13 protein-coding genes are annotated in these 21,797 nt (G+C 46.4%); 4 read left to right on the forward strand and 9 right to left on the reverse strand.

Annotation, left to right across the window (positions count from 1 at the left end; genetic code table 11):
- Nucleotides 1-4: 4 nt before the first annotated feature.
- The 8 genes from guaD to F0231_RS03060 form a co-directional block, all read right to left on the reverse strand.
- The gene (gene guaD / locus F0231_RS03025; RefSeq protein ID WP_171758233.1) at nt 5-1,342 is read right to left on the reverse strand and encodes a guanine deaminase; all 1,338 of its coding nucleotides are present in this window, start codon (nt 1,340-1,342) and stop codon (nt 5-7) included.
- A gap of 39 nt (nt 1,343-1,381) precedes the next feature.
- Nucleotides 1,382-2,233, reverse strand: a complete 852-nt coding sequence (gene xdhC, locus F0231_RS03030) for a xanthine dehydrogenase accessory protein XdhC (RefSeq protein WP_171758234.1) — start codon at nt 2,231-2,233, stop codon at nt 1,382-1,384.
- A gap of 30 nt (nt 2,234-2,263) precedes the next feature.
- Nucleotides 2,264-4,651: a xanthine dehydrogenase molybdopterin binding subunit gene (gene xdhB / locus F0231_RS03035; protein WP_171758235.1), complete on the reverse strand. Its 2,388-nt coding sequence runs from the start codon at nt 4,649-4,651 to the stop codon at nt 2,264-2,266.
- On the reverse strand, nt 4,644-6,089 hold the full coding sequence (gene xdhA, locus F0231_RS03040; RefSeq protein ID WP_171758236.1) for a xanthine dehydrogenase small subunit: 1,446 nt from the start codon (nt 6,087-6,089) through the stop codon (nt 4,644-4,646). Before xdhA ends, xdhB begins: the two co-directional genes overlap by 8 nt.
- A 424-nt stretch (nt 6,090-6,513) precedes the next feature.
- Nucleotides 6,514-7,245: a GntR family transcriptional regulator gene (locus F0231_RS03045; RefSeq protein ID WP_171758237.1), complete on the reverse strand. Its 732-nt coding sequence runs from the start codon at nt 7,243-7,245 to the stop codon at nt 6,514-6,516.
- A 368-nt stretch (nt 7,246-7,613) separates the two neighbouring features.
- On the reverse strand, nt 7,614-9,275 hold the full coding sequence (locus F0231_RS03050; RefSeq protein ID WP_171758238.1) for a methyl-accepting chemotaxis protein: 1,662 nt from the start codon (nt 9,273-9,275) through the stop codon (nt 7,614-7,616).
- 193 nt (nt 9,276-9,468) lie between these two features.
- Nucleotides 9,469-9,852 carry a thiol-disulfide oxidoreductase DCC family protein gene (locus F0231_RS03055; protein WP_171758239.1) on the reverse strand — a complete coding sequence of 128 codons (384 nt, stop codon included), beginning with the start codon at nt 9,850-9,852 and terminating at the stop codon, nt 9,469-9,471.
- 38 nt (nt 9,853-9,890) lie between these two features.
- On the reverse strand, nt 9,891-10,664 hold the full coding sequence (locus tag F0231_RS03060) for a DUF4344 domain-containing metallopeptidase (protein ID WP_171758240.1): 774 nt from the start codon (nt 10,662-10,664) through the stop codon (nt 9,891-9,893).
- A gap of 275 nt (nt 10,665-10,939) precedes the next feature.
- Here F0231_RS03060 and F0231_RS03065 point away from each other — a divergent pair, with 275 nt between their 5' ends.
- Nucleotides 10,940-11,296 carry a YibL family ribosome-associated protein gene (locus F0231_RS03065; RefSeq protein ID WP_171758241.1) on the forward strand — a complete coding sequence of 119 codons (357 nt, stop codon included), beginning with the start codon at nt 10,940-10,942 and terminating at the stop codon, nt 11,294-11,296.
- A 63-nt stretch (nt 11,297-11,359) separates the two neighbouring features.
- Here the strand turns inward: F0231_RS03065 and malT are convergent, their stop codons facing one another.
- Complete coding sequence (gene malT / locus F0231_RS03070; protein ID WP_171758242.1) at nt 11,360-14,068, reverse strand: HTH-type transcriptional regulator MalT; 2,709 nt, start codon at nt 14,066-14,068, stop codon at nt 11,360-11,362.
- Between the two features lie 560 nt (nt 14,069-14,628).
- On the opposite strand from malT, the gene F0231_RS03075 reads away from it, so the two are divergent.
- The 3 genes from F0231_RS03075 to glgB all read left to right on the forward strand — a co-directional run bounded on the left by F0231_RS03075 (nt 14,629) and on the right by glgB (nt 21,726).
- On the forward strand, nt 14,629-17,082 hold the full coding sequence (locus tag F0231_RS03075; protein ID WP_171758243.1) for a glycogen/starch/alpha-glucan phosphorylase: 2,454 nt from the start codon (nt 14,629-14,631) through the stop codon (nt 17,080-17,082).
- 101 nt (nt 17,083-17,183) lie between these two features.
- Nucleotides 17,184-19,364 (forward strand): 4-alpha-glucanotransferase, encoded by a 2,181-nt coding sequence (malQ, locus tag F0231_RS03080; protein ID WP_171758244.1) that lies wholly within the window; start codon nt 17,184-17,186, stop codon nt 19,362-19,364.
- Nucleotides 19,365-19,548: 184 nt separating this feature from the next.
- A complete protein-coding gene (gene glgB / locus F0231_RS03085) occupies nt 19,549-21,726 on the forward strand; it encodes a 1,4-alpha-glucan branching protein GlgB (protein ID WP_171758245.1) in 2,178 nt (725 codons plus the stop codon).
- The last annotated feature ends 71 nt before the right edge of the window (nt 21,727-21,797 follow it).

A 21,797-nucleotide genomic window follows, 5' to 3' on the forward strand; every position in this document is an offset into this window, starting at 1 on the left:
GCCACTAGCTAGCGAACTTTTTTACGTCGATCTGCCCGTTAGCGTCGTAAGCTTTTTCACCGAAGATGAAGGTCTCACACACAGTGCGGTCATCACCTAAGCTCATCAAGACAAACAGTTTTTCTTCAAGCGTGGTTGCTTGGTTCATTCTAAAGCGCATTAGCTGAGTCGCGTGTAAATTAAGCACCACAAAGTCCGCTTCTTTACCCACTTCTAAGTTACCAATCTTATCTTCAAGGTGCAGCGATCGAGCACCGCCGAGTGTTGCTAAGAAGAGAGACTTCAATGGATGAAGCTTTTCTTGCTGAAGCTGCATGATTTTGTACGCTTCACTCATGGTTTGCAGAATCGAGAAGCTAGTACCTGCGCCCACGTCGGTGCCCATTCCGACTCTTACGCCATGCTCTTCAAGTTTTGGTAGCTTAAATAGGCCAGAGCCTAAAAATAGGTTGGAAGTCGGGCAAAAGGCGATAGCAGACTCGGTATCGGCCAGGCGTTTACATTCACAGTCTGATAGGTGGATGCCATGTGCAAACACGGAGCGCTTGTGCAGCAAACCATAATGATCGTAAACATCAAGGTATGAGTCACGCTCTGGGAACAGATCTAATACCCATTCAATCTCTTTCTTGTTTTCAGAGAGGTGAGTGTGCATATACACATCAGGGTATTCTTCGAGCAGTTTACCTACTGTTGCAAGTTGCTCTGGTGTACTGGTTGGCGCGAAACGAGGGGTTACGGCGTACAGCAGTCGATCTGTGTTGTGCCATTTCTCGATAAGCTCTTTTGAGGCTTCGTAGCCAGATTCTGGGGTATCGGTTAGGTAATCTGGCGCGTTGCGATCCATCAACACCTTGCCCGCGATCATGCGCAGTTTGCGTTTTTGCGCTTCTTCAAAAAATACATCCACCGACTCTTTGTGCACGGTACCAAAAACCAGCGCGGTAGTGGTGCCGTTGCTTGCGAGCTCGTCAAAAAAGAGCTTGGCCACTTTATGGGCGTAGACGGGGTTCTTGAAGCGACGTTCCTCAGGGAAAGTGTAGTTCTCAAGCCAATCAAGTAGCTGTTCACCATAAGAGGCTATCATGCCCGTTTGAGGGTAATGGATATGGGTATCGATAAATCCTGAGGTAATCAGCTTATCTTCATACTCAGTCATGCTGATATTTTTAGGCTGGCGAGCGAGGACTTCTTCAGTTTCTCCGATATCGACAATATGGCCGTCTTCAACGACGATCACCCCATCATCAAAAAACTGATATGAATTATCCAGACCGACATCTTTCGGGTCAGCGATGCTGTGCAAAATGGCTGCACGATAAGCTTTACGTTGCGTTGTCATTGTTACTTCCTTTTAAAACTCCATTGCCGTGCAATCGAGTTAGGCGATTTTCTCTTCCAATTGGGAATCGCTCTGTTGATTACTTTTACTGTGTGTCGTAGGTCGTTTTTGTTCAAGGGGAATCCCCTGATAGTGTGCGATGAGTTCACCAGCAACCGATACCGCGATTTCAGCTGGGTGCTTGCCATTCACCATGCTGACACCAATTGGGCAAATCATAGTGTCGATCTGTGCATCGGTGTAACCACGCTGCGCTAAACGCATATCGAACTTTTTACGCTTGGTGAGTGAGCCAATCATGCCGAAGTAGACGCTGTCATCACGGTCGATGATGGCTCTTGCTAGGTCAAAATCGAGCTGGTGGTTGTGAGTCATCACCAAGTAGTAGCTGTTTGGTGGTAAATCACGAACTTCACCCACTGGGTCATCGGTGACCAGCTTGGAGACATTCCGTGGCAGCTCTTCAGGAAAAACGTCATCACGCTCGTCAATCCAAGTAACTCGGAAGGGAAGGGTGGAGACGATATGTAAAAGGGCTTTGGCAACATGACCCGCACCGAACACAACCAGATGTTTTTGAGCGGTGCCAATGGGTTCGAAGCTCAGCGTTGCCATACCGCCACAACATTGCCCCAATTGTGCACCAAGATTAAAGCGTTCGACTTTGAGTGAGCGTTCACCCGCAATCAGCATTTCACGCGCCATTTTGGTCGCTACATGCTCAAGGTGACCACCACCGATAGTGGCAATCAGTCGGTCACGGGTCACCAGCATTTTGGTTCCGGCATCCCTTGGCACAGAGCCGCGGTCTTCCAATACCGTTACCATCACACACGGTTCGCCGTTTTTCTCTAGTTGTGCCAGTTCATGAATCCAATTGTCCTTAAACATGCGTCTCTCCTTGAACGGTTAAGCCTTTTGTTATGCTTCCTGAGTGCTTTGCTGTGCGGTCTTTTTAGGCTGAGTTACTTTAGCTATCGCCATCAGAACGCGCTCTGGTGTCGCTGGTGTATCCAGTTTTGGAATTGCACCCTCTACAGCAACAGAAGCAATAGCATCTCTTAGAGCGCTCCACACTGACATACCGAGCATAAACGGCGGTTCACCCACAGCTTTTGAGTTGAATACCGTATCTTCTGGGTTTGCTCTGTTTTCCAGAAGATGGGTATGGAACTCGATTGGCATATCTGCAATCGCTGGGATTTTGTAACTTGCTGGGCCGTTGGTCATCAATCGGCCTTGCTCATTCCAAACCAGCTCTTCAGTGGTTAGCCAGCCGACACCTTGCAAGAAACCGCCTTCAATCTGACCAATATCTATCGCAGGGTTCAGCGAAGCGCCTACATCGTGAAGGATATCTGCACGAAGGATCTTGTACTCACCGGTTAACGTATCAACCACAACTTCTGAACAAGAGGCTCCGTAGGCGTAGTAGTAGAACGGACGGCCACGTGCTTTCTCATGATCGTAGTAGATCTTCGGCGTACGGTAGAAACCAGTGCTCGATAGCGATACTTGATTGAAGTAGGCCAATTGAACAAAGGATTCAAAGGTCATGATTTCATCACGGATGACAATCATACCGTTCTTAAAGATCACCTCTTCTGGCGAGACTTTGAAGTGACTAGAGGCAAAATCAATTAGACGTTGTTTGATCGTCAGTGCGGCGTTTTGGGCTGCTTTACCGTTGAGGTCGGCGCCCGATGAGGCCGCGGTTGGCGATGTGTTCGGTACTTTGTCGGTATTGGTAGCGGTGATTTGGATACGTTCAACATCAACTTGGAACTCCTGTGCAACGATTTGTGCCACTTTGATATTCAAGCCTTGTCCCATTTCCGTACCACCGTGATTCAAATGAATACTGCCATCGGTGTAGATGTGTACTAGAGCACCTGCTTGGTTTAGGAAAGTCGCCGTGAATGAAATACCAAATTTCACCGGAGTAATCGCTAAGCCTTTTTTCAAGATAGGGCTTTGCTTGTTGAACTCAGCAATGGCTTTACGACGCGCGTGGTAGTCACTGCTTTGCTCAAGTTGTTCGGTGATCTCTGGTAAGAAGTTATCTTCAACCGTTTGGTAGTAGTGAGTGACATTGCGTCCTTCACCACCGTAGTAATTCGCTTTACGCACTTCGAGTGGATCTTTGCCGAGATAGAGGGCAATTTCATCCATGATGTGTTCAATCGTCATCATGCCTTGCGGGCCGCCAAAACCACGGTAAGCGGTGTTCGATGCCGTGTTGGTCTTACAGCGATGACCAGTTACAGTTGCGTCCCCTAAGTAGTAGGCATTGTCTGAGTGGAACATCGCACGGTCGACAATCGAGCTTGATAGATCTGGCGAGTAACCACAGTTACCTGCCACAATGATCTCAGAGCCTTGAATCACACCATCATCATCAAAACCAATTTTGTATTGGTTGTAGAATGGGTGGCGTTTACCCGTCATGGTCATATCTTCAGCACGAGGTAGGCGCATTTTAGTCGGACGTTTAGTAAGATGAGCAATCACGGCGGCCATACACGCCGGCGCTGCTGCTTGGGTCTCTTTACCACCAAAACCACCGCCCATACGGCGCATATCGATTACGACTTTGTGCATCGGTACACCCAGCACTTCGGCCACCAGTTTTTGTACTTCAGTTGGGTTCTGGGTAGAGGTGTAAACGATCATGCCACCATCTTCAGTTGGCATTACGCTACTCACTTGGGTCTCAAGGTAGAAGTGCTCTTGACCGCCGATATCAATATCGCCCTCAATCACGTGTTTGGCATTCGCAATCGCTGTCGCTGAGTCACCACGTTTTTGCTGGTGGCTTTCTGTCACGAACAGCTCTTTTTCCAGTGCTTCTTTGACATCAAGAACAGGTGGCAGTGCTTCATACTCAACGATAGCCGCTTGAGCTGCTTTACGTGCTGTTTCCATATCGTTAGCAGCAACGGCAATGATCGGTTGGCCGTAGTATTGCACTAAGCCATCAGCCAGTAGTGGATCTCCGGGGAAAACCGCGCCTATGTCTAGTTGGCCAGGAATGTCTTCGTGGGTAATGGCAATCGCAACCCCTTCAAACTCATAACATGGCGAGACATCAAGCTTAGTGATTTTCGCATGTGCTTGGGTACTTAAACGAGCGTACACATGGAGCTGGTTAGGGAACTCTAAACGGTCATCGATGTAAACCGCTTCCCCCGTTACTTGTTTAGGGGCGCTGTCGTGTTTTACGCTTTTACCAACGCCAGTTTTAAGATCCTGCTTTACGATGGCGACCATCTCATCATGAGAGAGTGTCGGCTGGTGTGCGTTAGACATAAGACGTTACCCTTGTTTCAATCTGGTTGTTGTGATGGTTCTGCTCGATGTAGAAACGACGTAGCATGTTGGCCGCTGTCATCGATCGATACTCTTTGCTGGCGCGGAAATCGGACAGTGGTTCAAAATCGTTATAAATCTCTTTCATCGCTTCGTCGACATGGGCCTGAGTCCACTCTTTACCTAACAAGGCATTTTCACAGCGCGTTGCGCGTTTTGGCGTTGCTGCCATCCCGCCAAAGGCGATTCGAGCGCTGATCACTTTGTTCTCTTCAATTTCGATATTGAATGCGCCACAAACCGCAGAGATGTCATCATCTAAACGTTTAGACAGCTTGTAAGCACGGAATGTCTCATTGTCTTTTGGCTTTGGAATGATCACTTGCTCGATGAATTCACTCTCTTGCTGAGCAGTGACTTTGTAGCTGATGAAGTAATCTTCGATTGGCATAACGCGAGACTGTTTTCCGCGACGTAGCTTCACCTGAGCATTCAACGCGATAAGCAGTGGCGGTGCATCCCCAATTGGCGAAGCGTTACCAATGTTGCCTCCCAACGTGCCTTGGTTACGAACTTGCAGTGACGCAAAACGGTGGAGTAACTCACCAAAGTCGGCGTAGTGGTTAGTCAGTAGTTTGTATGCGTCACTGATTGCTACGTTGGCGCCAATGTGCAGCGCATCTTTACTCTCTTCACACACTTTCATGTCTTCAACTTGAGTGACGTTGATCAATGTTTCGATTTCACGGTGAAACTGAGTCACTTCTAGCGCTAAATCCGTACCACCGGCAACTAATTTGGCGTTAGGGTGAGAAGAGTAAAGAACAGCCAGCTCGTTAACGCTACGGGGAAGGTATGCAGTTAAGTTGCCATAACTTAGGCTTGCTGGCTGTTCTTGTAGGGTTTGCAGTCTTGCGATAGTGGTTTTTTCCAACTCAACGAACTGATCCATCAATGGCTTATCAGAAGCTAAAGACAAAGCTGCATCGACAATCGGGCGGTAACCGGTACAACGACATAGATTGCCTGCCAGTGATTCCATCACATTTTCTTTGTTTGCTTCTGGCTTATTCTTGCTTAAAGCGAACATTGACATGATGAAACCCGGTGTACAGTAACCGCATTGTGAACCGTGGAAGTCGACCATCGCTTGCTGGGTAGGGTGCAGCTTGTCTTTGTTTTGTAGATCTTCAACGGTGATCAGTTGTTTGCCATGTAGGCTAGAGACGAACGTCAAACAAGAGTTCACGGAGCGGTATTGAAGCTTCCCTCCGATGACCTCACCGAGTACCACGGTACAGGCACCACAGTCACCTGAACCACAGCCTTCTTTTGTCCCTGTTTTTTGTACTTCTGTTCTCAGGTATTGAAGCACTGTCATATTCGGTGACAGCTCACTTTCTTGTTTGAGTTCTTGATTGAGTAGGAAAGTAATCAAGAGACCTCCTTGTATGTTGACACTTTATTCCAATGTTATTTTTCTGACCTTTGGGTCAATAATTGGTTATTTTGACCTCAAGGTCAACTTTGAATTTACAAAAATGCAACATTATAGACGGGCTTAATGGGACTCATTGGCGGACTGTTTCTACGTAAGGTAATGAAAAATAGAACTTATTGTTGCCAATCTGGTTGAAGAATCTTTATGTAAAGTTTTTTAATATTGTACTTTTTATTGTGTACAATTTTTAAGGGTGAGGACTAGATGTCATCCTCAAGAACGAAGAATGAGTGAGTTGGGGATCTGTTTAGTTCAATGAATCGTTAGGGAGGTTCTCTATTCCTTCCCTTGTCAGCCTAAGAATGAACAGAATTAAAAAGCCCATCGGTTTGATGGGCTTGAGAATAGATAGTATCGCGTGTTAACGGTTGCTCAACAGGTCGGAGAAAACATCATGGAGATTGCTCGAAGCCATGTTGCTATCAAGGTTGAGTTTCGAACGGATATGATTGATGTGCTCTTGCATCATATTTATGGCTAACGATTGATCGCCTGCTTCAATAGCATCGAGTAAGGCCGTGTGTTCATCCTGAGAGCAGTTAGAGTGATTACCCGTTTCATACTGCGCGATGAGCAACGAGCTTTGTGATACCAGACTGCGTTGGAATGCAAGCAAAGGGGCATTGTTTGCCATCTCTGCCAGTTTAATGTGGAACTCACCTGATAGGCGAAGGCCTTTACCATAGTCGCCATCGGCAAAAGCTTGGTTCTCGTCTACAACCAATTTTCGGCACTCTTCCAGTTTTTCCGCCGTGGCATTGGTTACCGCAAGTTCTGTTATTGCAAGCTCCATCACTTCACGGGCTTTGATAATCTGCTTCGCTTCATCTTTTGTAGGTGCTGCAACCATCGCTCCACGATTCGGTCTGATCGTGACAACTTGTTCCATAGAGAGACGTAATAGAGCACGACGAATGATGGTGCGGCTGACGCCAAAGATCTCTGCCAGTGCTTCTTCACTGAGTTTCGTTGCTGGTGGTAAACGCTGCTCAAGTATCGCATCAAAGATGTAGCAATAGACAACATCGTCCTGAGTTTGTCCGGCGACTTTGGTTTTAATGTTTTTCGCCACAGAGTTTTTCAGATTGGTCATAGCAGGACTTAATCCTCAACGTATTTATTTCCTTAATAGAACAATCATACTTCACTTTGTATACAGGTGACTAGCTACACACTCCAGTTGGAAGGCGTAAACAAAGGAAAATGCGAGGGCACGCCGTTGAAGCTAGGATAAAACCCGTACAAGCAATACCAATCAGAATAAATATCTGTTCATTCTTGCTGGTTAAAATCGCTGATAGCTTCGTTGTAGATTTTGTAGGTAGGTCAACTAGCTAGCTGCAATCTACGCCTTGCTCTAAGCAATTGTTCCTGCGCAATTATCTGACCACCTATTTATCCAGATAGGTATAAGAAACCCGCACCTTTCGAGTGCGGGTTTAATAGTGAACGAGAGTGAAATTACACTGTAAATCTGCCGACGAGATCGTAGAGTTCGTTCGCTCTGTGATTAAGAGCCTGGCTGCCTTCGCGGTTTTCATTGGCGAGGTCGGCCGATTGTGAGCTTTGGTCAGAGATAACGACGATGCGTTGAGAGATCTCTTGACCTACAAGGCTCTGCTCTTCGGTTGCTGTTGCAATCAGGGAGTTCATGTCCATGATTGTGCCGATCGAATCTTGAATTTGAACTAGAGCTTGAGCCGCAGCATTCGCTTCATCGACTGTGCTTGCGCCTCGTTTTTGGCTTGATTCCATCGCTTTCACAGCGTCATCTGAAGCGGCTTTGAGCTGTTCAATCATCTGGTGAATCTCACCTGTGCTGTCTTGAGTGCGGCTAGCAAGTTTACGCACCTCATCGGCTACAACTGCAAATCCGCGCCCTTGCTCGCCCGCTCGTGCAGCTTCGATTGCGGCATTAAGTGCCAGTAGGTTGGTTTGCTCTGCGATATCTTGAATCACCTCTAGTGAAGATGAAATGTTCTGAACGTCCCCTTCCAAGCGAGAAATGACGCCATTGGCTTGCGATACTTCTTCCGCTAGAGCTTCAACCGATTGAGCCGCTGAGTTGACGATACCTTGTGCCTCTTTGGCATTATCATCCGCTTCCTTGGCTGAATGAGCCGCTTGGCTTGCGTTATTAGAAATCTCACTCGCCGTCGTTGTCATCTCTGTCATGGCCGTCGCAACCTGTTCGGTTTCAGAACGTTGACCTGAAGCAATCTCGTCAACCTTGTGTGCGCGTTGAGACATGTTATTGGTCTCTGACACCACTTGCTGGCCGACGTCACTTACGTTGCGGATAATTTCTTGTAAGCTTGCGACAAATGCGTTGAAGTTTCGGCTGAGCTTTGAAAACTCGGGTGCTTTAAAGTCTTCCATTCGAGCCGTAAGGTCAGCGTCACCACTAGCGAAAGAGCTAATCGACTCATCAAACATTTCCAATGGTCGCATGATGGTACGGTTAACGGCGATTGCGAAGACAGCGACGATAGCGGCAATCACTAAACAGAATATAATGATGGCAGATAGCGTAGTTTGAAGTGCAGAGTTGGTTGAGGCTTCCATTTCCGCGACGATAGCGTCGATGTCATCGGTGTAAAAACCCGTACCTAGCATCAGATCCCACTCAGGAATCAAAATTGAGTAACTCAACTTAGGCAACGCTTCTGTTTGACCAGGCTTTGGAAAATAATAGGTTGTGAATTCGCCTTTGCTCGCATTGCGAATAAGGTCTTGGATTAGGTAATTACCTTGTTTATCTTGTAGATTCCAGAAGTTCTCCCCGAGCCCTTTGTCGCTTTTACCAACTGCAACACGAACCCCTTTTGTGTCGTAGCCAAAGACATACCCTGATTCGCCATACTCGAGAGTTTTGAGGGTGGGTAACGCTTCTTCAAAAGAGGCGCCTCGTTCAAGAAATGGAGTGATGGCAGACTTTGCCATTTGAATGTAGTTCTTAAGTTCCGCTTTTTTCATGTTCATCATGTTAGAGCGGGTGAGCTCAATTTGTTGTTGATTCAGCTCGGTGGTTTTAACGTAAGTTACCCCCATCATTCCAAGTGCGATAACCAGCAGCGGTACCAGTGCCAAAATATAAAGGCGGCTACGAATAGTAAGACTCATACAAACATCCTGTTTTTGTAGTGTTGGCTTCTCACCTCAAAATGCAATCGTTTGCGCATGGGTGTGGAACCTGTTTATGGATTATTCTTTTTAGACCAAAAGTTTATTCTATAAGATTAGCTAAATTATCGGCGGGTTTATGTGAATCTTGAAAGGTTTGCACGTCTTACTTATTAGACATTAGTTCAATTTATTACTTACATTGATTGTTATCACAACGGCTTTTGCCTGTCAGGAGCTTTGACCAGCGATAACGGTTTCGAGCAAAGTGGAGATAGGCGATGTCGGCAAGTGGTTTGATAAGCTTCCATCTTAGAGGTGCATACAGCCAACCTTTGCCAACGAGATGCCAGGCTTGATAGGTGACGTCAAGGCCGAGTAGAAGATCTCCGTCTTGGTTAATGGCATGCAAAATGGTCGACGCCTCTTCGGGGTCGATGTGCGGATATTGATTGAAAGCGGAAGTATGGATATCAACTGTTTGTATTAAATCGTTGTGGTCGCGCTGTTTTAGATACGTCATCTCCTTTACACAGAGAGGACAGTATCCGTCGTAGAAAATGGTGAGTTGAGTCATGGTTACCTCTTTTGGCAGTTTCTACGACGAAATGCGCATTATTGATCAGAGTCTAGTTTAGCCAGATAACGATGCCAGTTATCTGAAATCGCTTGGTATTGGAACACACAAAAATCTTTGCGATCGGCAAGGTAGTCATTCTCGACCTCATCTAGCAAATTAGCATGTTGTTCTGGATCGCTGCCATAGACTAAGCAGAGCGTTGAAAAGTAGCGTTGAAGATCGAAACTGTGCTCATCAATATATTCGCCAAAATCGTAATAATCAGGTCTGTCTTCGGATTCAAAGGCAAACATATCCGCCGCACTGATCGCAGCATCAGCGCCATTTTCGACGTATTCGATCATCAATACCGCGGCAAGGTTATCGACTGCGTCTTCTTCTTTGCCCAAAATAGGGATGTTTTGGTCGGCAATATAAGCATGCCCAGCTTCATGGATGAGTGTGTGCAGCACCGTATCAATCGCACCTGATTGCGCGGTTTTTCCATACTTCTCTTGATAGTCGTTTTTAGAAAAGTAGGTCAGTGCTTCATGGTAAAAAGAGTAGGGCATTTGGACGACGTGCTTTTCTGGATCATACAGCGGACCATCGTCACTGCCGTATTCAATGGTCAACGTCTTGTTGAATGGCATCAGTTCGTCTGCTAATTCAATCATGGTTTCATTAACGCCACTTTTCTTGATGTCATCTCGCGACTGTTGCGCGTCATGGCCTTGTGGGTCTAGATAGCGAATTGTAATGTTGTCAGCGGCTATAGCAGCGTTCGAGCTAAGTAACGCAGCAAGTAAAAGGGTTGAGCGAAAATACATAGATTGGCCTTATTATTCTAATCAATAAATAGCTTTACTTTATACTGACATAGAATCCTAAGATTCGCTTACTCTTGCCGCCTGAAGGAGACCAAAGATGAGAAATGAACCACTTTTAAAACAACTTTGGGTTGAGAAGGCGCTGTTTATCGTCAACGATTTCAACGAGCTGTTTACCTCTACGAACAACGAAAATAAAAGAGATTATAATTAGGGCAGTGAGTGGGCTTGTGCTACACTCGCCGCCCTTTTCTGTTTCTGTGAGATATTTAGCCATGAGCCTTAAAAAAGAACTGCAAAACCTACATAACCGAATTGATAACTGCAATCGTAAACTGGAAGCAGCGAAAGGCCGTGGTGATAATGAAATGATCTCTAAGTTCACCAATGAAATTGAAAAGCTGACTAAAAAAGCGAATGCGATGAAGTACAAGCAGAGCTACGACATGAACAAAGAGCGTAAAAGCCTGCTAGACATGCCATTTTCTCGTGAGATCACTAAAGCTGAACAAGCGGATATGGGTAAGCTGAAGAAGTCGGTTCGCGGTCTAGTGGTTGTACACCCAATGACTAAGCTAGGTAAAGAGCTACGCATAGAAGTCATGACAGGTTACGCACCGAAGAAGTTCTAATTGACTCGTAAAAGTTCGAATCAAAGAAAAAGCGCCGTGATGGCGCTTTTTTGGTTTTTCGACTTAGTATCCCATCAACTGCAGTAAGTTCTCTGCGGTTTTGATCGCTTCTTTACGATTAGCGATATTGAGCTTTTGGTAAAGGTTACGGATATGGGTTTTAATGGTTGTTCCTGCCACATCAAGCTCTTGGGCAATCTGCTCATTACTAAATCCTGAGTAGATCAAACCCAGCACCTGCCATTCACGTTGAGTCAATGGGCTTGTGCGAACCAACTCCGGAATATTCGGGTGATTAACCAGCTTTTCAATAAACTCTTCATCAAAGTGGATAGAATTACTGCGTTGGTTGGTTGAGATATCTTTAAGCAGTTGTTGAGTACGGTGGCGTTCAAGATCGCTTAACTCATTACTTTGGCTTAATGACTCTAAGATATGACCAATCTTCTCACCATCGACCAAAAAGTTACCCAACATACCTGTCTGGTTGGTAAGTGCTAACGCCTCTTTCAGGTGTTTTCTAGCCGACTCTTTATCTTGCTGCGATATAGCCAGCACAGACTTAACGATAAGGTTTCGGTTGGTATCTGTGAGTAGCTCGTTTTCGCTCGCTTGATTCTGTAAGAACTCCAACGTCTCATGAGCATCTGTGTAATGACCAAGTGCAATCTGAGCACGAGAGATATTACGCCACTGTAGTTGGGTAAAGTGGTTGCAAGCTTGCTGCGGACGTACGGTTGTTTCTAGCCATTGCTCAATGGAATCTAAGTTACCACGCGCTTGCCAAAATAAGATCAGAGACAACGAAGCATTCGCCGTCCAATCGACGTGGTAAGTGGATTGCTTCAACAGGTGCGAGATTTGTTCGATGAATTTGCCAGCCTTATCAATTTCACCGCGGCCAATAGCGATACGCGCAAGCATGGAGTAGCTGTGCAGGTGTTTGCTCGGGCTGTGATTTCCAAGAATATCTAGGCCTTTGTAGGCACACTCTTCCGCTTCATCCAATCGGTTCCAGCACCAAAGAATCTGTGCCCGAACACGCAGTAAAAATTCGTGAAGAGGCAATTGTTGTAGCTGCTGATCTTCAATCAGCTTAAAGGCGTTGTCTTGAATTTCGAAAGCGGCTTGGACATAACCTTGGGCTATCAAGATCTCGCTCTGTTGCAACATTGCCCATAGAGCTTGATGGTACACCTGATATTGACGTGCTAGCTTTTCTGTCTGCTGCATCATCGGTAGAGCGCGGCTTAAGTGGCCTAATACATGGTTCACTTCACCAATGACTGACGTGGCAACAATACGGCTGCGATAGACAGTGCTATCGACTTGGCTAAGGGCCAGTTCAGCGAGTTCTAGTGCTTTCTCTGGCTCATTCTGGTTAATCGCAACTTGGGCTCTTAATGCGTTGAATTCACCTTGTTCTTTGGCGCTCAATACGACATTGAATTGCTGCATGTATTCATCGGCTTTGGAAAGGAGATCGCCAACATCATTGTATCTGTGTTGACTTTGCGCTAGCCAAGCTTGAAGCATACAGAGCTTAGGTTCGCTGTAGAGTTGCTCTGGTGCAAGCTTATTGATCGCCGTTTCAAGGCTTTGCAGTTCACCGCCATTAAACATCTTCCAGCCGTACTGAGTCAGAATGTCAGCGGTGAGCTGGTTATCTTTCGCCTCTTGAGCATGATGCAAAGCTTGATGTGGTGATGAGAGCTTCAACCAAGCTTTAGCCGCGGTCTGGTGCAGTTGTGTCTCTTGCTGTGGAATACGTGCAGTACGCTCGTGCGCCAAAAATTCGGCAAACAGGTTATGGAAGCGGTACCAGTTTTGCTCGCCTTCAAGAGGATGAATAAATAGACCATAACGGTTTAGGGATTCAATCATACTCAGTGCATCTTCACGCTGCGTCAGCTCACTCACGAGGTGATCGTTAAAGTGGTTGAGAACAGAGCACTGAAGCAAGAATTGACGAGTCTCTTGATCGAGCAGATCAAACACTTCTTCGACAAGGTAATCCCACAAATGAGCATGATTAAACTGCGAGAAAGACTCCGCTGACTGTGCCAACGTTTTGTGTTGGTGTTGCGCTTGAAGGGCAATTAACTGCAACGCCGATGGCCAACCCTCAACGTAATTTCGTAGATTGTTCGCTGTTGTGTCATCAATGCCATCCGCAACACGTTGATTAAAGAAACGGGTAGTTTCTTCGGTATCAAAAGCCAGCAGCTCATCGCCAATCTCAATCATCAAATCACGGACACGTAGGTTTGCGGTACCTAGAGGAGGTGCGGCACGACTGGTAACAACTAACGTGAGATTGTCTGGCATATGCTTTAGGAAAAAACGCATCGCCTCATGAATGTCATCATCTGAAATGAGGTGATAGTCGTCGAGCACAAGGAAACATTCTTGATGAAATTGAGAGATCTCTGTGAAAACTTCGCCGAAAAGAGAATGAAGTGACGAGAACTGACGCTTCTCTGCCAGTTTTTGTGAATTCGGACAGCTACCGTTGGTTGCCTTATTCAAAGCTTGGAGAAGGTAGTTCATGAAACGGAACGAGTCGTTGTCGCTTTCATCAATACTGTACCAACCAACGTGAGACTTATCGGACAGCCACTGCGCAGCCATGGTTGTCTTTCCGTATCCTGCTGGAGAACGAAACAGCACCAGCTTATAAAACGGGGCTTGTTGCAGTAAGTCCAAAACCCTAGGACGCACGATGGCATTGTGAAGGCGACCTGGGCGCGTCAGTTTCGAAGGAATCCACATCTTTCTGTTCCCTTAATCCATGATGTATTGCTCGTTGATGCAAAACAGTGCTGCAAGTCTCGACAAATCTAACTGCAGTTATTCCGCTTTATAAGAATGGTACTTGAGAAATGAACAGTACGGGTTGAGGTAACAACGGGATTTTTGCTTAATTCACAAAATGGGGTGAACTACGCCCTAATTTTGTGATGTTTATCACTTAATGGTGTGGTGGCGAGTGGGATCGAAACACCTATTTGCACCAAATATTATGAAAATTGCAGCGTAAGTAAAATCTTAATGTGATCGAGTATGCATATTCTTCAATTAACTATTTTGTTCGAAACCTAAGTTTAATACATCAGGTATAGGGTAATTTCGTTGGCGGTGTGATCTTAATCACCAGAGCTCAGTCGTGTTGAAAGTTTAATGAGAGTTAGATCACTGAGCGTCTGGTTGTACGCCCTCTACGCCCTATGTCCTCCTCCCAATACGCCGTCTAGGTAGGAGGATGTTACGCACGCCATATCAATGCACGATATGTCTCAAATGGATTAGAACCAATAAGTGAGATTTCTCTTATGAAACCTACGCAACAAAAACAATTTGATAAAGCTTCGTTCCAAGCAAGCGTTAAGCAACATCTATCCACTACGTACGCTAAGACTGAAGCAACCGCGACACCGCGTGATTGGTATCTTGCAATGGGTCGTGCTCTTGCTGAGCTAACAACATTAGACCTGCTTAAAACTGAGCAAGATCCTAAAATCCAAAGCGCAAAAAGCGTTAACTACTTATCTCTAGAATTTCTAATCGGTCGCCTGACAGGTAACAACCTTATCAGCATGGGTCTGTATGAGCAGATTACAGATGCGATGGAAGAACTTGGTCACAATCTAACTGACTTACTTGAAGAAGAGCGCGACCCATCACTGGGTAATGGTGGCCTAGGCCGTCTAGCAGCATGTTTCATGGACTCATGTGCTGCGCAAGAATTCCCAACAGTTGGCTATGGTCTTCACTATGAATACGGCCTATTCAAGCAATCTTTCCAAGAAGGTCGTCAAAAAGAAGCACCAGACGCATGGCGCGGTGTTGAAGGCTACCCGTGGGAAGTGGCTCGTCCAGAGCTTGCACAAAACATCGGCTTCTTCGGCCATGTGAATGTGGAATATATTGATGGCCGTGAAGTGCGTACTTGGGTACCAGGTATGGAAGTAAAAGCGATGCCTTGGGATCTACCAATCGTAGGTTACGAGTCAGATACCGTTTACCCACTGCGTCTATGGGAATGTCAGGCGATTGCACCATTCTCACTAGCAAGCTTCAATAACGGTGATTACTTCGAAGCGCAACACTCGCTAATCGATGCCGGTAACATCACCAAAGTGCTTTACCCGAACGACAACCATGAGAAAGGTAAAACACTGCGTCTAATGCAGCAGTACTTCCACTCGGCAGCATCGGTTCGCGACATTTTACGTCGTCACGAAGCTGCAGGTTACTCATTAGAAGACCTTCCTAAGCAAGAAACGATTCAGCTAAACGATACGCACCCAACAATTGCTATCCCTGAACTAATGCGCATCTTACTAGACGAGAAAGGTCTAACTTGGGATCAAGCGTGGGAAATCAGTGCGCATACATTCGCGTACACGAACCACACACTACTTCCTGAAGCATTAGAAGCATGGCCTGAATCTCTGATCCAACGTCTACTTCCACGCCACATGGAAATCATCTTTGAAATCAACCACCGCTTCCTACAAGAAGTTCGTAAAATGTGGCCGGGTGATGGTGAGAAGCAAGCGAAGCTTTCTATCATCCAAGAGGGTTTCAACCGCATGGTTCGCATGGCTAACCTATGTGTGATCGGTTCTTACAAAGTGAACGGTGTAGCGGCGCTTCACTCTGAGCTCGTTAAGAAAGACCTATTCCCAGAGTTTAACGAAATCTTCCCAGGCAAGCTGACTAACGTTACAAACGGCATCACGCCACGTCGTTGGTTGAAGTTCTGTAACCCAGGCCTATCAAACCTAATCTCTGAGAAGATTGGTACTGAGTGGCCAGCTAAGCTAGAGCAGCTTGAAGGCATCGCTCAGTTTGCAACAGATGCGAAATTCCAAAAAGAATTCATGGCTGTTAAGAAACAAAACAAACAGCGTCTTGCGGATTGGGTTCAAGAGAACATGGGTATCGAACTCGATACTAATGCAATCTTCGATGTTCAAATCAAACGTCTACACGAGTACAAGCGTCAGCACCTAGATCTGCTACACATTCTGTCTCTATACCACCGCATCCTAAACGAGCCTGGTTTTGAGTGTGAGCCTCGCGTATGTTTCTTCGCAGCGAAAGCGGCACCGGGTTACCACCTAGCGAAAGAGATCATCTTTGCAGTCAACAAGGTGGCAGAGAAGATCAACAATGACCCACGTATTGGCAACAAGCTGAAAGTGGTATTCATCCCTGACTACCGTGTAAGCATGGCGGAAATCATCATTCCAGCGGCTGACGTTTCTCAACAAATCTCGCTAGCGGGTAAAGAAGCATCAGGTACGGGCAACATGAAGATGGCGCTAAACGGTGCATTGACTATCGGTACGATGGATGGTGCAAACGTTGAGATTCGTGAGGAAGTTGGCGACGAGAACATCTACATCTTCGGTTTAGACGTTGATGGTGTACAAGAAGTTCGTGCGCAAGGTTACAACCCATACGACTACTACCATGCAGACCCACTGCTGAAGGCATCGCTTGATCTACTAACGGGTGATGAGTTCACTCCGGGTCAACCAGGTCTACTACGTGCAACGTTTGATAGCTTACTAGATGGCGGTGACCCTTACCTATGTCTAGCGGACTTTGCATCTTACGTGAAAGCACACGAAGACATGGACAAGCAATACAAAGACCAAGCTGGCTGGGCTAAGAAAGCGATTCTTAACACCGCCTTGGTTGGTAAGTTTACATCGGACCGCTCAATTCGAGACTATGTAAACAACATTTGGAAATTAGAGCCAGTTAAACGCTAATTTCAAACGAATAAAGCCAAGGCCAAACGGTCTTGGCTCTACTCTTTTAAACGATAAATAACCCTACAATTTTGAAGGTAAGCAGTCCTTCGGAGAGAGCGATGAAAGAGAATAACGCATTAAAACAAGTCGCTGAAATGGCGAAAATCGCCGACAGTTACGTTAGCGCGTGGGGAGATGAAGCAAAGGTCGAAGACGAAACGATTCGTCACCTACTTTCGTCTTTAGGCTATGACACAACCAATGATGAAACTCTTCTAAAGTCGGCAGAGAAAAAGCACAAGAAAGATGTGCTGGATCCTGTTCTGGTCGTCCGTGATGGAGAGCCAGTAGAAGTTGCGATGAATTTAGGTGTCAGTGCTCGTGAAAGTGAGTTTAGCTGGCGTCTTGATACAGAGCAGGGAGAGGTACTTGAAGGCTATCTTCAGTCGCAAATCGTTCGTGATGAGCGCAAAGAGGGTGGCCCTTTAGTGTTTGCACTACCAAGCGATATTGCTTGGGGTTACCACAAACTGACGATCACTCGTAAACGTCGTAAAGCGCCTTATGAAATGACGTTGATCGTGACGCCAAAAGCGTGTTTCAAGCAAGATGATATTGAACGCGGCAAGAAGATGTGGGGCCCAAGCGTTCAGCTTTATACATTAAGAACTCAGCACAACTGGGGTATTGGTGATTTCGGTGACCTAAAGCAATTAGTGGCGGATATCGCATCGCGTGGTGGTGATTTCGTTGGTCTAAACCCAATCCATTCTCTGTTCCCAGCAAACCCTGAAGGGGCAAGTCCTTACAGCCCATCTTCACGTCGTTGGTTGAATATCTTATACATTGACGTGAGCTCTGTTCCTGAGTTTGCTTTGAGCATTGAAGCGCAGCAAAAAGTGGGTAGTGCGGATTTCCAGCAGCGCCTACAAAAAGCGCGCGAATCGCACTGGGTAAACTACAGTGAAGTGGCTGACTTAAAACTTAGCGTTCTACCACAACTGTTTGAAGAGTTTAAAAAGCGTCACCTTGATAAGAATACTGAGCGTGCACAAGCATTCTTGGCTTTCGTTGAAGAAGGTGGTGAAAGCCTAGTTCACCAAGCTGCGTTCGACGCGCTGCATACTAAGCTTCATAACGAAGATTCGAACGTTTGGGGTTGGCCAGTATTCCCTGAGCAATACCGTCGTTTTGAAAACAGTGCGGTTCAGAAGTTTATCGAGCAAAACCAAGACCAAGTTCACTTGTACATGTACCTGCAGTGGATTGCGGATGTGCAAATCAAAGAAGCGCAGGCTCTTGCTGAAGAAAAAGGCATGTCGGTTGGCCTTTACCGAGATCTTGCGGTTGGTGTGGCGGATTCTGGCTCAGAAACATGGGCAGATGAAGGCAACCTAATCATGGATGCAAGCATCGGTGCGCCGCCAGACATTCTTGGTCCACTTGGTCAAAACTGGGGTCTGCCACCTCTTAACCCACAAGTGCTTCAAGCAACGGGGTATGACGCCTACATCAAACTGCTGCGTGCAAACATGAAGCACTGTGGTGCACTGCGTATTGACCACGTTCTTGGCCTGCTACGCCTATGGTGGATTCCTAAAGGTGAAAACGCGACAAAAGGCGCGTACGTCTACTACCCAGTGGAAGATATGCTCGCTATTCTTGCGTTAGAATCGCACCGTTACCAATGTAGTGTGATTGGTGAAGACTTGGGTACAGTACCGGATGAAATCGTTGGCATCCTACGTGAAGCAGGTATTCACTCATACAAAGTGTTCTTCTTCGAAACGTCTGAAGAGGATGGTGGCTTTATCTCACCTAAGCATTATGCAGAGCAGTCTATGTCTGCATTGTGTACGCATGACATGCCAACACTCCGTGGCTTCTGGCACTGTGACGATTTGAAAATGGGTGAAGAGATTGGTCTGTACCCTGACGCGGAACAACTGAAAGGCTTGTTTGCCGACCGTCTTGAGTGCAAACAAGGTATCTTAGATTCTGTGGCTTGGCACGGTTACCTACCTGAAGGTGTAGGCCGTGACGCTCAATACGTTCCAATGGATAGTTACCTAGCAGAAGCATTGCAGCTTCATGTTGCTGCTGGTTCTTCAACATTACTCAGCGTGCAACTTGAAGACTGGTTAGAAATGGATAAACCAGTCAACATTCCAGGTACAGTGGATGAGTATCCGAACTGGCGTCGTAAATTGTCTATGAACTTGGATGAAGTCTTTGCACATGCGGGTGTTAATCGCATCGCTGATAAGCTGACTGAAGTTCGAGCTAAAGTGAGTAAATAGACATTGAGTTGCATGGTGTACATAGAAAATGATCGACTTGGTCACTCTAAGTAAAGCCGTAATTCGGTAAACTTACCGGATATTATTTAAGCCCGCATTTTGCGGGCTTTTGGGGTCATAGACCTCGACTTATAACAACCGATAAAATCGGACTAATGAAAGTTAGGTTAGGGAGAGAATTAACTTGAAAACAAAAACGTTAGATAAGGCAATACAGACATATAACCAACTTTCACATGCGTCGTTTGCTGACCCGTTTTCCTTTATTGGCCCATTCATCGACCCAAAGCAAGGCGCGCTACGCGTGTGGATGCCGGGTGCTGACAGTGTTTCGTTGGTGATTGATGATGAGCGCATTGAACTAGAGCGTGAAGATGCTTCTGGCTTTATTCTCAAGCAAGAGAAAAATCTTCACCTGACTCACTATCTTCTTGCCGTGAACTGGGGTGATACCGAACAGCTTATCGATGACCCATACCAATACCACAACTTGTATGCCGAGTATGATGATCTTCATACGCCTAAAGAGATGTACAAGCATATGGGGTCACAGTTTGTCACTATAGAGCGTGGCGGCAAGCAGATTTCAGGTATTCGATTCCTCGTTTACGCACCGCATGCAACGGCATGTAGTCTTGTTGGTGAATTCAACCAATGGGATGGTCGTCGTACACCAATGCAGCGCCTAGACTATGGTATCTGGGGTATTTTCATTCCAAACTTGCCAGAAGGCACTCAGTACAAGTTCGAACTGAAGGGCCCAAATGGTGAAGGCTTACCACACAAAGCGGACCCTTGGGGCGCATACTCTGAACAATACCCATCATTCTCATCGGTTACCTACGATCATAGCCGCTATGAGTGGCAAGACGCGAAGTGGCAGAACCGCCCAATTACGGAAAAGCGCAAAGAAGCTCTGTCATTCTATGAGCTGCATGCTGGTTCTTGGCGTCGTAACGAAAACGGTGATTTCTTAAACTACCGTGAGTTGGCCGAGCAACTTATCCCGTATCTTGTTGATATGGGTTACACCCACATTGAACTAATGCCGGTATCTGAACACCCATTCTACGGATCTTGGGGTTATCAACCAGTCGGGCTATTCGCACCGACAAGCCGATTTGGCTCACCGGATGATTTCAAATTCTTTGTTGACCAGTGTCACCAAGCTGGCCTTGGTGTCGTTCTTGATTGGGTACCAGCACACTTCCCTTCAGACGATCACGGTTTGGCAAACTTTGATGGTACGCCATTGTTCCACGATCCAGATCCTCGCCGTGGTTGGCATCAAGATTGGAACTCATACATCTACGATCTTGGTCGTGAGCATGTGCGCCGTTTCTTAGTTTCGAATGCGTTGTACTGGTTCGAACAATTCCACATTGATGGTATTCGCGTTGATGCGGTAGCGTCTATGTTGTATCTGGATTACTCACGTAGTCACGATCAGTGGATTCCAAACGTCGATGGCGGTAACGAGAACTATGATGCGATCGCAACGCTGAAATGGATGAATGAAGAAGTATATAAACACTTCCCGAATGCGATGACCATTGCTGAAGAGTCAACGGCGTTCCCTGGCGTTTCTGCTCCGACATTCATGGGTGGCTTGGGCTTTGGCTTTAAGTGGAACATGGGTTGGATGCACGATTCACTCTCTTACATCCAAGAAGACTCGGTACACCGTAAATACCACCACAACACCATTACTTTCCCGTTGGTTTATGCGCATAGCGAAAACTACGTATTATCGCTCTCTCATGATGAAGTGGTTTACGGAAAAGGTTCTATCCATAACAAGATGCCGGGCGACGAATGGCAGCAAACGGCTAACCTGCGAGCTTATTTAGGTTACATGTATGCGCAGCCGGGTAAGAAACTGAACTTTATGGGCGCAGAGTTTGGTCAAACGGCGGAATGGAACCATGATGATCAATTGCAGTGGTTCTTGCTGGAATTTGAACGTCACCAAGGTGTACAAGCGCTGACACGTGATCTGAATAAGCTCTACAGCAGCGAAAAAGCGATGCACGAGTTGGATTGCGAACCTCGCGGTTTTGAATGGCGCCTACAAGATGCGGCTGAAGCATCGATTTTAGCGCACGAACGTTTAAGTGATAGCGGTGAGCGCATTCTCGTGATCACTAACTTTACGCCAGTACCGCACGAGGACTTCCGCTTAGGTGTCCCTCTGGCAGGAACGTATGAGCTTCTGCTCAATACCGATGACGCTAAGTACAATGGCAGCGGTTTTGAAACAGTGAGCAGCGCGAAAACGCAAGCTGTAGAAAGTGAAGGTCTTGAGCAGTCTCTGTCACTGCGTATTCCTCCTCTGGCAACCGTGTTCTACAAGCTTAAATAGCAAAATTGTTCTTCAAATAGCTTTAAGGTCAGCGTCTATCGCTGACCTTTTTTTTGGAGCGGTCGAGGAAG

The organism is Vibrio sp. RE86, from assembly GCF_013114545.1.
In the GTDB taxonomy this organism is placed as follows: Bacteria; Pseudomonadota; Gammaproteobacteria; order Enterobacterales; family Vibrionaceae; genus Vibrio.

What these genes read in the sequence shown, in the direction of transcription:
- F0231_RS03065 (WP_171758241.1), top strand. Translation starts at nt 10,940, where the DNA reads ATGAGCCTTAAAAAAGAACTGCAAAACCTACATAACCGAATTGATAAC.
- F0231_RS03050 (WP_171758238.1), bottom strand. Translation starts at nt 9,275, where the DNA reads ATGAGTCTTACTATTCGTAGCCGCCTTTATATTTTGGCACTGGTACCG.
- F0231_RS03075 (WP_171758243.1), top strand. Translation starts at nt 14,629, where the DNA reads ATGAAACCTACGCAACAAAAACAATTTGATAAAGCTTCGTTCCAAGCA.
- malT (WP_171758242.1), bottom strand. Translation starts at nt 14,068, where the DNA reads ATGTGGATTCCTTCGAAACTGACGCGCCCAGGTCGCCTTCACAATGCC.
- F0231_RS03060 (WP_171758240.1), bottom strand. Translation starts at nt 10,664, where the DNA reads ATGTATTTTCGCTCAACCCTTTTACTTGCTGCGTTACTTAGCTCGAAC.
- F0231_RS03055 (WP_171758239.1), bottom strand. Translation starts at nt 9,852, where the DNA reads ATGACTCAACTCACCATTTTCTACGACGGATACTGTCCTCTCTGTGTA.
- xdhB (WP_171758235.1), bottom strand. Translation starts at nt 4,651, where the DNA reads ATGTCTAACGCACACCAGCCGACACTCTCTCATGATGAGATGGTCGCC.
- xdhC (WP_171758234.1), bottom strand. Translation starts at nt 2,233, where the DNA reads ATGTTTAAGGACAATTGGATTCATGAACTGGCACAACTAGAGAAAAAC.
- guaD (WP_171758233.1), bottom strand. Translation starts at nt 1,342, where the DNA reads ATGACAACGCAACGTAAAGCTTATCGTGCAGCCATTTTGCACAGCATC.
- F0231_RS03045 (WP_171758237.1), bottom strand. Translation starts at nt 7,245, where the DNA reads ATGACCAATCTGAAAAACTCTGTGGCGAAAAACATTAAAACCAAAGTC.
- malQ (WP_171758244.1), top strand. Translation starts at nt 17,184, where the DNA reads ATGAAAGAGAATAACGCATTAAAACAAGTCGCTGAAATGGCGAAAATC.